The 13,897-nt window shown below is 72.6% G+C and carries 10 protein-coding genes; 7 read left to right on the top strand and 3 right to left on the bottom strand.

Annotation, left to right across the window (positions count from 1 at the left end; translation table 11 throughout):
- Positions 1 to 116 precede the first annotated feature (116 nt).
- A complete protein-coding gene (locus ACLZOT_RS38555) occupies positions 117 to 2,027 on the bottom strand; it encodes a protein-arginine deiminase domain-containing protein (protein WP_416973814.1) in 1,911 nt (636 codons plus the stop codon).
- A 174-nt stretch (positions 2,028 to 2,201) separates the two neighbouring features.
- Here ACLZOT_RS38555 and ACLZOT_RS38550 point away from each other — a divergent pair, with 174 nt between their 5' ends.
- A complete protein-coding gene (locus ACLZOT_RS38550; protein WP_416973813.1) occupies positions 2,202 to 2,591 on the top strand; it encodes a hypothetical protein in 390 nt (129 codons plus the stop codon).
- A 2-nt stretch (positions 2,592 to 2,593) separates the two neighbouring features.
- Here ACLZOT_RS38550 and ACLZOT_RS38545 read toward each other — a convergent pair whose 3' ends face one another.
- A complete protein-coding gene (locus ACLZOT_RS38545) occupies positions 2,594 to 2,986 on the bottom strand; it encodes a winged helix-turn-helix transcriptional regulator (protein ID WP_416973812.1) in 393 nt (130 codons plus the stop codon).
- A gap of 26 nt (positions 2,987 to 3,012) precedes the next feature.
- Positions 3,013 to 4,428, bottom strand: a complete 1,416-nt coding sequence (locus tag ACLZOT_RS38540) for an amidohydrolase family protein (RefSeq protein WP_416973811.1) — start codon at positions 4,426 to 4,428, stop codon at positions 3,013 to 3,015.
- A gap of 737 nt (positions 4,429 to 5,165) precedes the next feature.
- On the opposite strand from ACLZOT_RS38540, the gene ACLZOT_RS38535 reads away from it, so the two are divergent.
- From ACLZOT_RS38535 to asnB, 6 genes are read left to right on the top strand one after another with little or no spacing between them, the layout of a single operon-like run.
- The gene (locus tag ACLZOT_RS38535) at positions 5,166 to 6,635 is read left to right on the top strand and encodes a sugar transferase (protein ID WP_416973810.1); all 1,470 of its coding nucleotides are present in this window, start codon (positions 5,166 to 5,168) and stop codon (positions 6,633 to 6,635) included.
- 31 nt (positions 6,636 to 6,666) lie between these two features.
- Positions 6,667 to 7,977 carry a nucleotide sugar dehydrogenase gene (locus ACLZOT_RS38530; protein WP_416973809.1) on the top strand — a complete coding sequence of 437 codons (1,311 nt, stop codon included), beginning with the start codon at positions 6,667 to 6,669 and terminating at the stop codon, positions 7,975 to 7,977.
- A gap of 1 nt (position 7,978) precedes the next feature.
- Positions 7,979 to 9,190 (top strand): glycosyltransferase family 4 protein, encoded by a 1,212-nt coding sequence (locus ACLZOT_RS38525; protein ID WP_416973808.1) that lies wholly within the window; start codon positions 7,979 to 7,981, stop codon positions 9,188 to 9,190.
- The gene (locus tag ACLZOT_RS38520; RefSeq protein ID WP_416973807.1) at positions 9,187 to 10,515 is read left to right on the top strand and encodes a polysaccharide biosynthesis protein; all 1,329 of its coding nucleotides are present in this window, start codon (positions 9,187 to 9,189) and stop codon (positions 10,513 to 10,515) included. The genes ACLZOT_RS38525 and ACLZOT_RS38520 overlap by 4 nt, the downstream gene beginning before the upstream one ends.
- Positions 10,512 to 11,978: a Wzz/FepE/Etk N-terminal domain-containing protein gene (locus ACLZOT_RS38515; RefSeq protein ID WP_416973806.1), complete on the top strand. Its 1,467-nt coding sequence runs from the start codon at positions 10,512 to 10,514 to the stop codon at positions 11,976 to 11,978. Before ACLZOT_RS38520 ends, ACLZOT_RS38515 begins: the two co-directional genes overlap by 4 nt.
- Before the next feature lie 3 nt (positions 11,979 to 11,981).
- Positions 11,982 to 13,895, top strand: coding sequence for an asparagine synthase (glutamine-hydrolyzing) (gene asnB / locus ACLZOT_RS38510; RefSeq protein ID WP_416973805.1), 1,914 nt, complete (start codon positions 11,982 to 11,984; stop codon positions 13,893 to 13,895).
- The last annotated feature ends 2 nt before the right edge of the window (positions 13,896 to 13,897 follow it).

Below are 13,897 nucleotides of genomic sequence, written 5' to 3'. Positions count from 1 at the left end.
GGGGGGGGGGGGGGGGGGGGGGGGGGGGGGGGCGGGGGGGGGGGGGGGGGGCGGGGGCCGGGCCGGGGGGGCGGGGGGGGGGGCGGGCCCCCCCCCCCCCCCCCCCCCGCGTCCGGCTATCCGCGCGCCCACCAGGCGGCCGAGGTGTCCCGCAGGGTGTTGGTCCCGCAGTGCACCTCGCCCATGCCCAGGTGGTACGTGTAGTAGTCGTCGATGTACGACACCGTCATGCCGGCGCTGCGGTAGGCGGCGGTGACGGCCTCGGTGAAGATGTCCTTGCCGCCGACGACCGGGCCCCACTGCTGGGGGGCGAGGTAGCGGGTGCGGGAGAGGACGACGCCGTTGACCGCGCCGGGGACGTACGCGCTCGTCATGACCGTCTCGGCAGCCTTGCCCGCGCCCTCGGCCGATGTGAGCCACTTCTGCTGGCCGTGCTCCTGGAGGCGTTCGGTGAGTTCGGGGCCGACGCGGGTCAGGCGCGGGACGCTCAGGTCGCCGGTGGGCTGCGTCTCGCGCAGGTACAGGGCGGGGACGCGGACGACCTCGGCGTCCGTGATGCCCGTCTCCCGCTTGAGGGTCGCGAGGTTCGCGGCGATGCGGTCGGCGGCCAGCTTGTTGTCGGCGACGAGGTGGCGGGAGGCGAGGGCCTGGTCGATGGTCTCCTTCGGGGCCTGCGCACCGGACTTGACGGGGACGGAGAACATCTTCGTCTTCCCGTGCCCGGCCTTCTGGGCGTCGCGCAGCAGCCGCAGGCCGGCGTCGGGGTCGGCGAGGCCGATGCGCCAGCCGCGCGGGGTGTCGGCGGGCAGGAACTGCACGAACTCGTCGACGTGGCCGACGCCGAGCCAGGAGGTGTCCAGGAGCAGCGGGTCCTGGAGGCCCTGGGAGGCGAGCATCGTGCGCATCTTCTGCGAGGGGCGGGCGCCGTTGTCCTTGCGCTCGCCCATGATGATGCGGCCGGCCGGGTAGGAGCGGCCCTGGTGGGTGTAGGGCGGGATGGTCTCCAGGTTGCCCATGGAGTTGAGCGACCAGTCCTTCGGGGCGTCGGGGTTCGCGATCTGGACGACGCCGGTGTCCCGGCCGCGCAGCTTCTCGAAGAGTTCCCGGCCCGCCTCGCGGTCGGGCTGGGCGGAGCGCAGCATGACGCGCATCGCCTGCCGTTTGCCGCCGGGGCCGGTCATGCTGACGTACGCCGGCTCGACGAAGTCCTGCGCCCAGGGATCGTTGTACTTGGTGAAGGTGATCAGGGGGGCGGTGATGCCGGCCTTCTTGACCTCGCCGGCGAGGTTCTTGACGAACTTCGCCTGCTCCTGGCCGTAGAGGTCGTCGTCGTCCCCGCTGATCTTCGTGACCATCACCTGCTGGGCGTTCTGGAGGTGGTGGTGGGTCAGGAGGGGGGCGACGCGCAGGGTGACGGAGTCGGTGGTGGAGCCCTTCGGGGTGGTGACGGTCAGCTGGATCACCACGCGGCCGTCCCAGGCGGCCTTGTCGCGGATGATGTCGGTGGCCTCGACGCCGAGTTCGACGCCGGTGCGCAGTTCGGCGGCGGTGAGGCGGGTGCGCGGGGTGACGAGGGTCCACTTGCCGGCGCGCTTGACGAAGACGTGGGCGTACTTGGCGCCGGTGGTGACCGCGAGGCGGGCCCGGGTGTTGGGCTTCGCGTCCGGCAGCGGGACCGTGCGGATCCGGGCCAGGTCGGCGGCGTCCGCGTCGCCGTTGACCTGGAGGTCGGAGGCGTCGTTGCAGGCGGCGAGCTGGGCGTCGGTGCCGGTGCGGGGGCAGCGGTTCGCGTCGTCGTCGAGGTTCGGCAGGGTGAGGGCGCCGCGGGCGACGCTCCAGGTGTCCTCGCCGGCCGTGTCGCTCGCCCCGGTGACGTCGGCCTGGCCGTCGCGGTTCACGTCGGCCCTCAGGTCGGCCTGCGGGATCTGCTCCACGCCGACCGCGACCGGGACCGCGAGCACCGATCCGGCGGCGGCAAGGGCGAGCACGAGCGACCCGGCGGGGCGTATCCGTGTACGACGGCGCACGGTGGGTTCCTCTCAGTCGGGGGGGTGTCCCCCAACAAGAGGCAAAGAGGCGCCTGTGCGTTCCCTGTGGCGGGTGCGAGTCCCGCGCCGGTACCGGTTTCCGCCAGGAAAGTGCTGTTCACAGGCCCGTAATCTGGATTGACGGTCCTTCACACCTCTGTTGGGAGCACTCTCATGACACGTGTTCTGCTGATCGGCCAGGTACACGAGACGATCGACTTCTCCGACCCCGCCGTGCCGCCCGGCCTCACCATCGAGACGATCGGGGAGAGCCTTCGGGCGGGCTTGCGGCTGGTGGGCGAGCGCGGCTGGAAGGTGGATCTGATAGCGGTCATGCCCGACAGCACGGCCGGACCGGCGGTCGAGAAATGGCTGGTCTCCCACCCGGCGTACGACTGTGTGGTGGTCGGCGGCGGCATCCGCCTGCCCGCGCGCAATCTGGTGTTCTTCGAGGCGGTGGTCAACGCGGTGCACCGGGCCGCGCCGGCCGCCGCCATCGGCTTCAACACCGTCCCCGAGACGACCGTCGACGCGGCGGCCCGCTGGGTGGCCACGCCGTGGTGAGGTCACCCCTCCGCCCAGGCCGCTTCTTCCGCCTGGAGCCGGTCGTATTCGGAGCGCGCCGCGGCGATGGCGGTCAGGTGCGTCGCACCCCATCGGTCGAGCGTGCGGAAGACGGGTCGGAGGCTGCGGCCCAGCTCGCTGATCTCGTACTCGACGCGCTGCGGGACGTCCGTGACGCACCTGCGGATCACCAGTCCGTCGCGTTCGAGCTGGCGCAGACGGGTCGTCAGGACCTTGGGGGTGATGTCCACGAGGAAGCGCTGGAGTTCGTTGAAGCGCATGCTGCCGTGGTGGTGGAGGCCCCAGAGGATCGGCGCGGTCCAGCGGTTGAACATCAGGTCGGCCACGTCACCGATCGGGCAGCCCCTGATCGTGTCGTCCATGTATGTCCTCATCGCCGGTCCTCCCCGCTCAGCAGCTACTAGAACATGCCCTGCCAGGCGCCCGCGATCACTTCCTGGGGCAGGGTCGCGTAGCGGGTGCGGACGGTGTGCAGGGCCTGGTCGGCGCGTGCGGCAAGGGACTTGGTGTCGACGCCGACGAGCTTCCCGGCGCGTTTGCGCGGGACGCCGTCCACGAGGACGGTCTCGATGTCGGAGGGGCCGGTGTAGAAGACGAGGGTGACCGCGGGGTCGGTGGTGGCGCGGGCGCGGAGCGGGTCGGGGGCGACGACGGTGATGTCGGCGCGTTTGCCGGGGGTGAGGGTGCCCCGTTCGGCGTGGAGGCCGGCGGCGCGGGCGCCGGTGCTCGTCAGGAGTTCGAGGGCGGCGCGTGCGGGGAGGGGTTCCCCGGTGACGCCGCCGGCCGCGCGGCGTTCGGCGAGGAGGAGGGCGCGGGCCTCGGCGAGCAGGTCGGACCGGGTGTAGCAGGAGGAGTCGAGGCCGATGCCCGCCGCGCCGCCGCGTTCGACGAGGCGGCGTGCCAGGTAGGGGCCCAGGGCCATGCCGCCCTCGGTCGAGGGGGTGGTGGCGAGGCCGATGCGGGCGCGGGCCATGACGTCGAGGTCGTCGTCGTCGAACTGGTTGCAGTGCGACAGGACCGTGGGCCCGGCGAAGTAGCCCTCGTCGACGAGGGGCGCGAGTGTGGACACGTACTGGCCTGTGTGCAGGGCCGCGTTCCAGTGGGCGGTGATGAACTCGGCGCCGAGGGAGCGGACGCGGTCGAGGAGCGGGCGCACCAGGTCGAGGGGGAGGTAGGCGGCGGTCTCGGGCAGCGCGACGCCGAGGCGCAGCCGGCCGGTGCCGGTGTCGTCGAGGGCGGCAAGCGTCGTGCGGGCGGCGTGGAACCGCGTGTCGTGGTCCGGGTCCGGGGTGCGGGTGAGGAGGTCGTTCAGGGCGTCGGGTCCGGTGGGGGCGGCGTGCTGCCAGTCGGGGGCGTTCTGGAGGGCGTAGGCGAACCATCCGCCGATGCCGCTGTCCCACAGCCCGCGCAGGAGGGCGTCGCCGACGGCGGCCGAGGTCTGGAGGTGGGCGTGGTCGACGACCGTGGTGACTCCGGCGTTGATCGACTCCAGTCCGCCGAGGAGGCTGCCGAGGTACGCCTCATCGGGGCCGAGGCAGCCGCCGTATCCGCCGCGCACCTGGCGCATGTACCGGGGGAAGCTCCAGTCGGTGGCGAGGCCCTGGAGGAAGCCCTGCCAGCTGTGCTGGTGGGTGTCGACGAAGCCGGGGACGACGATCCGGCCGCCGGCTTCCACGATCTCGGCGCCGCCGGCGGGGAGCCTCGGGCCGACGTCGACGATGCGGCCGTCGCGGACGAGGACGTCGGCCTCCGGCAGGTCGCCGAGTCCGGGGTCCATGGTGAGGACGTGGCCGCCGCGTACGAGGATGGTCTTCATCGGCTCTCCTTGGGCGTCGGTGAGAGGACGTGTCGGTTCGTCACCAGGCTATTTCGCCGGGCCCACCGGTTTCCTGACGGATAGCGGATCGGGGTCGCTCGCTCCGCTTTGCTTGTGCGTCGGGGCCGTCGTGGGCGGCTCCGGGAGATACTTCCGGCCTTCCTGCGGGGCCTGTGAGACTGTCGAACACGGTGCGCGACGGCTCCGTGACGTTGTTTCTTCATGCGTTCGCCGACCGCGCGACACACCTGACGATCCGTCAGCATATGAGCGGCGAAAGCGCCAAGAGCGGGTAAAGCGCCAGGTCGAATCCGGCTTTCGGGAACACTGTCGAACGTTTCGCCCACCGATTCGATCCCTCGGCCCACCTGGGGCCCCCACAGGCACTCACCGATCGGTCGATTCAGTCTCAAAACTAGAGCACAAATTCCACACAACTTCTCTTCATACTGGCGCCGATGGTCTAGATTGACCGTGCTTCAGGTGTTCGGGCAGAAGGCGCCATGAGTGATCATTCGGCGCTGCGCCCTGGAAAGTCCCTGGAGCCCGGGGGGCCTTGGGCGCGGGGAGCGTCCGGGGTTTCGGCGGGTCTCCACGAGCGGGTTGCTCACGTACCTCTGCAACAGCCGGGTTGTCACGCGCAAAGGGGAGGAACAGCACGGGAGGCGGGGGCCTCCTGAGGGGGAGCGACAGTGTGAGGCATAAACGTCGAACCACTGGGGACCCGGGGGGGTTCTGTGCAGCGAGGGGGAACAGTCGGCTCGTCCGTGCCGACGCGCAGGCGTCTGGCGGACGGGACGCTCAGTCAGTACGAGATCGACTGGGAGCAGCGGTACCGACGTACCGTGATCACCAGCGACACCGTGGCCACCGCCTTCGTGGTGATGTCCATCGGGAACCTGTTCGGGGCCCGGGACGCGGCCAACTGGCACGAGAAGTGGGGGATCCTGGCGTTCGGCACGGAAGTGCTGGTGCTGGGGGCGCTCGCGATCGGCCGGGCGTGGGTGCCGGCCGTGCTCGGCCAGGGCGCCGAGGAGTTCCGCCGGCTGGGGCGCGCGCTGTTCGCGGCGACCGTCGTCCTGGCGCTCGGCGGGATCGCCCTGACCTCGCGCAACATCAAACTGTGGATCTTCGTGGCGATCCCGGCGATCGCCGTCACCACGATGACCGCGCGCTATGTGCTGCGGCTGTGGCTGCACCGGCAGCGCAAGGAGGGCCGGTGCCTGAGACCGGTGCTCGCGGCCGGGAGCCCGGCGACCGTCCGGGACCTGATCACCAGGACCCGTAAGTTCCCGCACATCGGCTGGCGGGTCGAGGCGGTGTGCACGACCGGCGCGGAAGGCGGCCTCCTGGACGGCGTCCCGGTCGTGGGCCCGCTCGCGGACGTCGCGGTGCATGTCCACCGCGACGGCTACCGGGTCGTCGCCGTCACCCCGGACCCGCACTGGTCGCCGGACCGGCTGCAGCGGCTGGCGTGGAACCTCGAAGGCAGCGACGCCGAGATGGTCGTGGCGCCGGTGCTGATGGAGGTGGCGGGACCCCGGCTGCACGTGGACGCGGTGCTCGGCATCCCGCTGCTGCGGGTCAGCATGCCCGCGTTCACCGGGGGCCGGCGGGCCGTCAAGGGCGTCGTCGACCGGCTGGGGGCCGCGCTGCTGCTGGTGCTGCTCGCGCCGCTGATGGTGTGCGTGGCGCTGCTGGTGGCGCTGGACAGCCGGGGCGGGGTGTTCTACCGGCAGCGGCGCACCGGCAAGGACGGCCAGGAGTTCACCATGGTCAAGTTCCGCACCATGGTGGCCGGCGCCGACCGGGCGAAGGCCGCGCTCGCCGCCCTCAACGAGGGCGCGGGGCCGATGTTCAAGCTCCGCCGGGATCCGCGGGTGACCCGGGTGGGGACGCTGCTGCGCCGCTACTCGATCGACGAACTCCCGCAGCTGTTCAACGTCCTGGCCGGCTCGATGTCGCTCGTGGGGCCCCGGCCCCCGCTGCCGGAGGAGTCCGCCGTGTACGGCCCGGACATCCGGCGCCGGCTGCTGGTCAAACCGGGGCTGACCGGGCTGTGGCAGATCAGCGGGCGCAGCGACCTGTCCTGGGAGGAGGCCGTGCGGCTCGACCTCAGGTACGTGGAGGACTGGTCGCTCGCGCTGGACACGGTGATCTTGTGGAAGACGCTGCGTGCCGTGGTGCACGGGCAGGGGGCCTACTGATGCGCAAGGGACATGGGGGGATGAACGCGTCATGAGAGTCAGTGTGTTCGGGCTCGGCTACGTGGGCTGCGTGTCGGCCGCGTGCCTGGCCGGCATGGGTCACGAGGTGATCGGGGTCGACGTCAACCAGGTCAAGGTCGACCTGGTGAACGCGGGCCGCGCCCCGGTCGTCGAGGAGCGGATCGGCGAGCTGATCGCCGACGTCGTGGGGAAGGGGACGTTAAGAGCCACGGCCGACGTCCGTGAGGCGATCGGCAACAGCGAGGTGTCGCTGATCTGCGTCGGCACGCCGTCGGAGCCCAACGGGAGCCTGTGCACGACGTATCTGGAGCGGGTCACCGAGGAGATCGGTACGGCGCTCGCCGAGCGGGGCGGGCGGCACACGGTCGTCTTCCGCTCGACGATACTGCCGGGCACCTGCCTCAACCTGCTGGTGCCGATCCTGGAGAAGCACGCGGGCGCCGGGGTCGACGTGGGGGTGGCGGTCAACCCGGAGTTCCTGCGCGAGGGCACGAGTGTGCGGGACTTCTTCGACCCGCCGAAGACCGTGATCGGCGAGCTGGATCCGGCGAGCGGCGACGTGGTGGCGGCCCTGTACGAGGAGCTGCCGGGCGAGGTGTTCCGGGTGTCGGTGCCGACGGCCGAGGCGATCAAGTACGCGGACAACGCCTTCCACGGCCTCAAGATCGGTTTCGCGAACGAGCTGGGCGCGGTCTACCGGGCGCTCGGGGTGGACTCGCACCAGGTGATGGACGTGTTCCTCGCCGACCGCAAGCTCAACATCAGCCCCGCCTACCTGCGCCCCGGGTTCGCGTTCGGCGGCTCGTGCCTGCCCAAGGACCTGCGCAGCCTGGTCCACGCGGCGCAGCGGGCGGACGTGTCGGTGCCGATCCTGTCCCATGTGCTGCCCTCCAACTCCGACCACCTCCAGCGGGCGGTCGAGCTGGTGGAGCGCACCGGCAAGCGGCGGGCGGGCATCTTCGGGCTGTCCTTCAAGCCCGGCACCGACGACCTGCGCGAGAGCCCGCTCGTGGAACTGGCGGAACGTCTCTTCGGCAAGGGCTACGACCTGAAGATCTACGACGCGAACGTGAGCCTGTCGCGGCTGCTCGGCGCGAACCGCGAGTACATCGAGACGCGCCTGCCGCATCTCGCGCAGCTGCTCGCGGACTCCGTCGAAGAGGTCCTCGACCATGCCGAGGTGTGCCTCGTCGGCACCCGCGACCCGGACGTCCTGGCGGCCCTCCCGCACGGCGAGGGGCCCGTCATCGTCGATCTCGTCCGCCTCCCCGACGCCGAGATGCGCCGGGCCGAACCGGGGTACGTGGGCCTTGCCTGGTGACATGAGCGGCGGCGCGCGGCGCGCGCTGGTCCTGGTGGAGAACCTGTCCGTGCCGTTCGACCGGCGCGTGTGGCAGGAGTGCGCGACGCTGCGCGACGCGGGCTGGCGGGTCGACGTGATCTGCCCGCAGGGCGGCAAGCGGGACACGGAGGCCGAGGCGGAGATCGACGGGATCCGCATCCACCGCTACCCGCTGCACGCGGCGACCGGCGGCCCGGCCGGGTATCTGCGGGAGTACGGGGCGGCGCTGTGGCACACCTTCCGGCTGGCCCGCGAGGTCGGCCCGGTGGATGTCGTGCACGCCTGCAACCCGCCCGACCTGCTGTTCCTGCCCGCGCTGTGGCTGAAGCGGCGCGGGGCGCGGTTCGTGTTCGACCAGCACGACCTGGTGCCGGAGCTGTACCTGTCCCGCTTCGGCCGGGGCAAGGACCTCCTGTACCGGGCGGTGTGCCTGCTGGAGCGGCTCACCTACCGGGCGGCGGACGTGGTGCTCGCGACGAACGAGAGCTACAAGGAGGTCGCCGTGCGCCGGGGCGGGCGCCGGCCCGAGGACGTGTTCGTGGTGCGCAGCGCGCCCGACGTCGACCGGTTCCATCCGGTGCCCGCGGAGCCGGAGCTGAAGCGCGGGAAGCCCCATCTGCTGTGCTACCTCGGGGTGATGGGCCCGCAGGACGGCGTCGACTACGCGCTGCGGGCGCTGGCGAAGCTGCGGGACGAGTGCGGGCGCGACGACTGGCACGCGGTGTTCGTGGGCGGCGGGGACACCTTCGACGCGATGGTGGAGCTGTCGAGGACGCTCGGGCTCACGGACCGGGTGGAGTTCACGGGCCGGATCCCGGACGCCGACCTGGCGCGCTACCTGTCGACGGCGGACGTGTGCCTCTCCCCCGACCCGCACAACCCGCTCAACGACGTGTCGACCATGAACAAGGTCCTGGAGTACATGGTGATGGGCCGTCCGGTCGTCTCGTTCGAGCTGCGGGAGGCGCGGGTGTCGGCCGGGGAGGCCGCCGTCTACGCGCCCGCCAACGACGAGTCCGCGTTCGCGAAGCTGATCGTGGAGCTGCTGGACGACCCCGAGCGGCGGACCCGGATGGGCGAGGTCGGGCGGGAGCGGATCGGCGGCCCGCTGTCCTGGCGCAACTCGCAGACGGCGCTGCTCGCCGCGTACGCCGCCGCCTCCAAGAGCACGGGAAAGAGGCCGCACCGTTGAGCGACGAGACCATACGCCTGGCCACGGTCGGGCGGATCCTGCGCCGGCGCGGGCGGCTGCTGGCCCTGCTCGCCGTGGTGGGCGCGCTGCTGGGCTACGGGGTCTGTCTGGTGTTCCCGCCGAGGTACACGACGTCCGCGTCGGTGCTGCTGCCGGGGGCGTGGGAGGAGCGCGAGCTGCTCACCCAGGCGCAGATCGCGACGAGTTCGGTGGTGGTCGACCGGGCCGCCGCCACGCTCGCCTGGAAGGGCGTCGACGGCGCCGACCTGAAGGGCCGGGTGGGCGCGACGGCCGCCGACGGGAACATCGTCAAGATCTCCGGTACGGCCGAGACGCCCCGGCGGGCGCAGCAGCTCGCCGACCAGGTGGCTCAGCAGTTCGTGACGTTCGCGGCGCGGGTCGCGGGCGAGAACGCCGACCCGGAGGCCGCCTCGGGCCCCGAGGAGCTGCGGCAGCTGGTCGTGCAGACGGGCCGCCGGATCACGGAGCTGGCGGACGCGGCCGGTACGGGTCAGTCGGTGGAGAGCGTGCAGACCCGTACCGAGCTGACGAAGCTGCGGACGGCGCTGCAGGAGGCCGTCACCGAGCTGAACCGGGTCAGTCCGGCCGGCGGGAAGGCCGCCATGGTCGTCATGGGCCCGGCTCCCCGGCCGGACGGCGAGGCGTCGCCGACGCGGCTGCAACTGACCGTCGGCGGGGGCCTGTTGTTCTTCCTCTTCGCGGTCATCGGGCATCTGACGGCCGCCCGGATGAGCCGCCGGCTGCGCACGGAGGCGGAGATCGCGGCGGCGCTGGGCTCGCCGCTCCTGGGCACGGTCGACGTGCCCGCCGGAGCGCGGGTGCCGGGCTCGCGCGGCCGGGGACTACGTCGGCTGCTGGGCCTGGACGTCCGCTGGGACGTGCCGCCGCCGCAGCCGTCGGGCGACGAGACGGACCGGCGGATCCGCCACCGGCGGGTGTGTGCCCGCGTCCGTGAGCAACTGCCCTTCCCGCGCAGCCTGCTGGTCGTCGTCCCCGAAGGCGACGCGGCCGCCCTCGGCGCGGCCGGCCTTCTCGTCACCGAGTCCGAGGGCGACCCCCAGCTGCGGGTGGCCGAGGTCCTGATGGACCGGCCGGTCGTCCCGGACCGTGACACGGAGTCCGGCGTCCTGGTGGTGGTCGGGCCGGGCGAGTGGACCGCCGCCGAGCTGGCCGGGGTCGCGGAGGCATGCGCCGACGCGGGCCACACCGTCGTCGGCGTCGTCCTCGCCGCCACCGTCACAGCGCGTACGGCGCGGTCGGCCGACCGGCGTCCGAAGGTCCTCGCGGTGGGAGGCACCGGATGACCGAGCCGTCCCCGACTCCCCTGCTCGACCTCCAGTCACTGGTCGTCGCCGTGCGCAGGCGCCGCCGCCTGTGGTGTTCCACGGCGGTCCTCGGCCTGCTGGCCGGGGCGTCGGTGCCGGTGCTGCTGCCGCCCGACCCGACCGCGGTGGCGAAGGTGCTGGTCGCCCACCAGGCGGACCAGCCCAACGACCCCGGAACGCTGATCCGCACGGACGTCGCCCTGCTGGGCACGACCCGCATCGCCGACGCCGCCCTCAAGGCCCTCAGGTCCCCGCAGGCACCGGAGGACTTCATGCGGGACTACAGCGGACTCGGCCTGACCAACAACCTCCTGCAGATCACGGTGACGGGCGCCACCGACGCGCAGGCGGTGGCCCGCGCGAAGGCCCTCGCGGACGCGTTCGTCGCCGACCACGTCCGGCGCATCCAGCAGGCCGCCGACGCCGAGGCCAAGGGCTTCCTCGACCAGCGCACCCGGCTGGAGCGCGAACTCGCCCAGATCGACGAGACGATCGGCGACGGCTCGGCGGGCAGCGGGCCCACCGCGTCGGCGGACCTGGAGTCCCTGTTCGCGCGCCGCGCCGAACTCACCTCGCGGATCACCGACTTCGGGCAGCGCGCCGCCGAGGCCCGGATCGGCACGCCCCAGCTCGTGGCCGGCACGCAGATCGTGGACGCGCCCCGCGCGCTCACCCGCTCCCTGCCGAAGGCCGCCGCCACGGACGGGGTGATCGGCCTGGTCCTCGGGTTCTTCCTCGGGCTCGCGGTGGCGGCGGTCGGCACGGTCGTCGCGGACCGTCCCGTGCTGCGCCGGGAGATCGCCGGACACCTGAACGCCTCGGTCACCGCCGAACTCCCGCGCCGCTCCCCCCGCCTGTGGGGCCGGCGCCGGGACCGGGCGGCCCGGGAACGCCTCACCGCGTCCCTGGCCCGCACCGTGCGGGCGTCAGCGGAGCCGCTGTCGCTGCTGGAGCTGGGGTGCGCGCGCGGCGCGGGCGCTCTCGCCCTGGACCTGGCGCGGGCGCTCACCGAGGACGGTCCGGTGACCGTCGTCGACGCGCTGCCGGGTTCGCGCCTGGCCCGCCGTAAGCCGCGGCCGGGAGACCCGGCCGTCGTCACCGAGGCCCCCGCCCTCACCGAGGGCCGGCAGATCGGGGTCGGCTCGGTGGCGCCCGGCACCGCCTGGACCGACCTGCGGCAGCTCGGCACGCGGACCGTGCTCGTGGTGCGCGCCGGGCACGGCAGCGCGGCGTGGCTGCACACGGTGGCCCGGCAGCTCGCGGACCAGCGGGTCGAGGTGGCCGGGGTGGTGCTGATCGACCCCGATCCGCGGGACCGGACCGACGGCACGCTGTGGGGCGAGCGGCCCCCGGCGCCTGCCCGGCCGTTACGGAGGAACGGGGTGGAGCGGGTGCCGAAGTGGGCGACGCGGGTCCCGGACAGCGACCAGGAGGCGCGGTAGCACATGTGCGGCATCGCAGGTACGTACCGCTGGCCGGACGGCAAGGCCGTCACCGACCGGCTCACCCACGTCCTCGCCCACCGGGGCCCGGACGGGTCGGGCCACTACAGTCACCCCGTCGGCGACGGGGAGGTCCATCTGGGGCACCGCCGGCTGGCGATCATCGACCTCTCCGAGACCGGCGCCCAGCCGATGGCCAAGGAGGGGCTGGTCCTCACCTACAACGGCGAGCTGTACAACGCGCCCGAGCTGCGGGCCGAGCTCGAAGCCGCCGGGGCGCGTTTCCGGGGCACCTCCGACACGGAGGTCCTGCTGGAGGCGTGGCGGCGCTGGGGCACGGAGTGTCTGCCCCGGCTGCGCGGCATGTTCGCGTTCGGGGTGTTCGACGAGCGCACCGGTGACCTGGTCCTGGCCCGTGACCAGCTCGGCATCAAACCGCTGTTCCTCATCAAGCGCGGCGAGGGCCTGGTGTTCGCCTCCGAGCTGAAGGCGCTCGCCGCGGTGACGGGCGGTTCGCTGGAGGTGGACCACGCGGCGCTGGTGGCCTCGCTCCTCTACTACTGGGTGCCGGACTCGCGGTGCGCGTTCCGCGAGGCGGAGAAGCTGCCGCCGGGCAGCTGGCTGCGGATGCGGCCGGACGGGCGGGTGGAGCGCGGCCGGTACTGGAACCTCAGGGACGTCGCCGCCGAGGCCCGCCACACCCCGCAGCCGGACATCGCCGCCGCCGTCGAGGAGTCGACCCGGCGTCACCTGCTGTCCGACGTACCGGTGGCGACGTTCCTGTCCGGCGGCCTCGACTCCAGCTACCTCACCGCGCTCGCGGCCCGCGACCGGCCGGGGATCTCCGCCTACACGATCGGGTTCCGCGCCGAGGACTCCCGCTTCGAGGCGATGCCGGACGACCTGCGCTACGCCCGTCAGGTCGCCGCCCGGTTCGGGGTCGACCTGCACGAGATCGAGATCGCCCCGGACGTCCTGGAGCTGCTGCCCCGGATGACGTACCACCTGGACGAGCCGATCGGCGACCCCGCCGCGATCAACACGTTCCTGATCTGTACGGCCGCCCGGGAGGCCGGGGTCAAGGTGATGCTGTCGGGGATGGGCGCCGACGAGCTGTTCGCCGGGTACCGCAAGCACCTCGCGAACCTCCTCGCGCTGCGCTACCAGCGTGTTCCGCGTCCCCTCAGGCGCGGGGTGTCCGCGGTCGTGGACCGGCTGCCGGTCGCGTCGGCCCGCCGGGGCTACCGGTCGGTGCGGTTCGCGAAGCGGTTCCTGTCCTTCGCGGACCTGCCGGAGGAGACCGCGTTCCGGCGCAGCTACACCCTGTACGACCGGGACGAGCTGCTCGGCCTGATCGACCCCGACCTGGCGGGCACGGTCGACGACGTCCTCGGCGAGCACGCGGCCACCTACGAGGACAACACTCTCGACGACTTCGTGAACCGCATGTGCCTGGGCGACGCCCGGATGTTCCTGCCGGGCCTGAACCTCGCCTACACGGACCGCTCCAGCATGGCCGCGTCGACCGAGGTGCGGGTGCCGTACGTGGACGTGGAGGTCGTGAAGGCGGCGTTCGCGGTGCCGGGCGACCGCAAGGTCGTGGGACGGCAGGGCAAGGCCGTGCTGAAGGAAGCGGCCGGCTCGGTGCTGCCCCGGGAGATCGTGTACCGGCCGAAGGGCCTGTTCAGCGCGCCGCTGCGGGCGTGGATGAGCCGGGATCTGGCGCCGCTGGTGCAGGAGGTGCTGCACGACGGGGTGCTCGTCAAGTCCGGGTTCCTGCGGCGGGAGGCGCTCGCGCGGATGGTCGCCGAGGACGCCGCAGGTCAGCACGACTTCTCCAAGCACCTGTGGCATGTCCTGACCCTTGAGTACTGGTACCGCGGCGCGACCTCCGGGTCCGCTCCCCTGACGGCGTAGAG

The sequence above is a fragment of the Streptomyces sp. 4F14 genome (assembly GCF_048159485.1).
GTDB lineage: Bacteria > Actinomycetota > Actinomycetes > Streptomycetales > Streptomycetaceae > Streptomyces.
This window is presented reverse-complemented; position numbering and strand designations above follow the sequence as displayed.

Bases quoted from the DNA above. Each gene is read 5' to 3' on its own strand.
- ACLZOT_RS38550 (WP_416973813.1), top strand. From the start codon at position 2,202: ATGACACGTGTTCTGCTGATCGGCCAGGTACACGAGACGATCGACTTC.
- ACLZOT_RS38545 (WP_416973812.1), bottom strand. From the start codon at position 2,986: ATGAGGACATACATGGACGACACGATCAGGGGCTGCCCGATCGGTGAC.
- ACLZOT_RS38540 (WP_416973811.1), bottom strand. From the start codon at position 4,428: ATGAAGACCATCCTCGTACGCGGCGGCCACGTCCTCACCATGGACCCC.
- ACLZOT_RS38530 (WP_416973809.1), top strand. From the start codon at position 6,667: ATGAGAGTCAGTGTGTTCGGGCTCGGCTACGTGGGCTGCGTGTCGGCC.
- ACLZOT_RS38525 (WP_416973808.1), top strand. From the start codon at position 7,979: ATGAGCGGCGGCGCGCGGCGCGCGCTGGTCCTGGTGGAGAACCTGTCC.
- ACLZOT_RS38515 (WP_416973806.1), top strand. From the start codon at position 10,512: ATGACCGAGCCGTCCCCGACTCCCCTGCTCGACCTCCAGTCACTGGTC.
- asnB (WP_416973805.1), top strand. From the start codon at position 11,982: ATGTGCGGCATCGCAGGTACGTACCGCTGGCCGGACGGCAAGGCCGTC.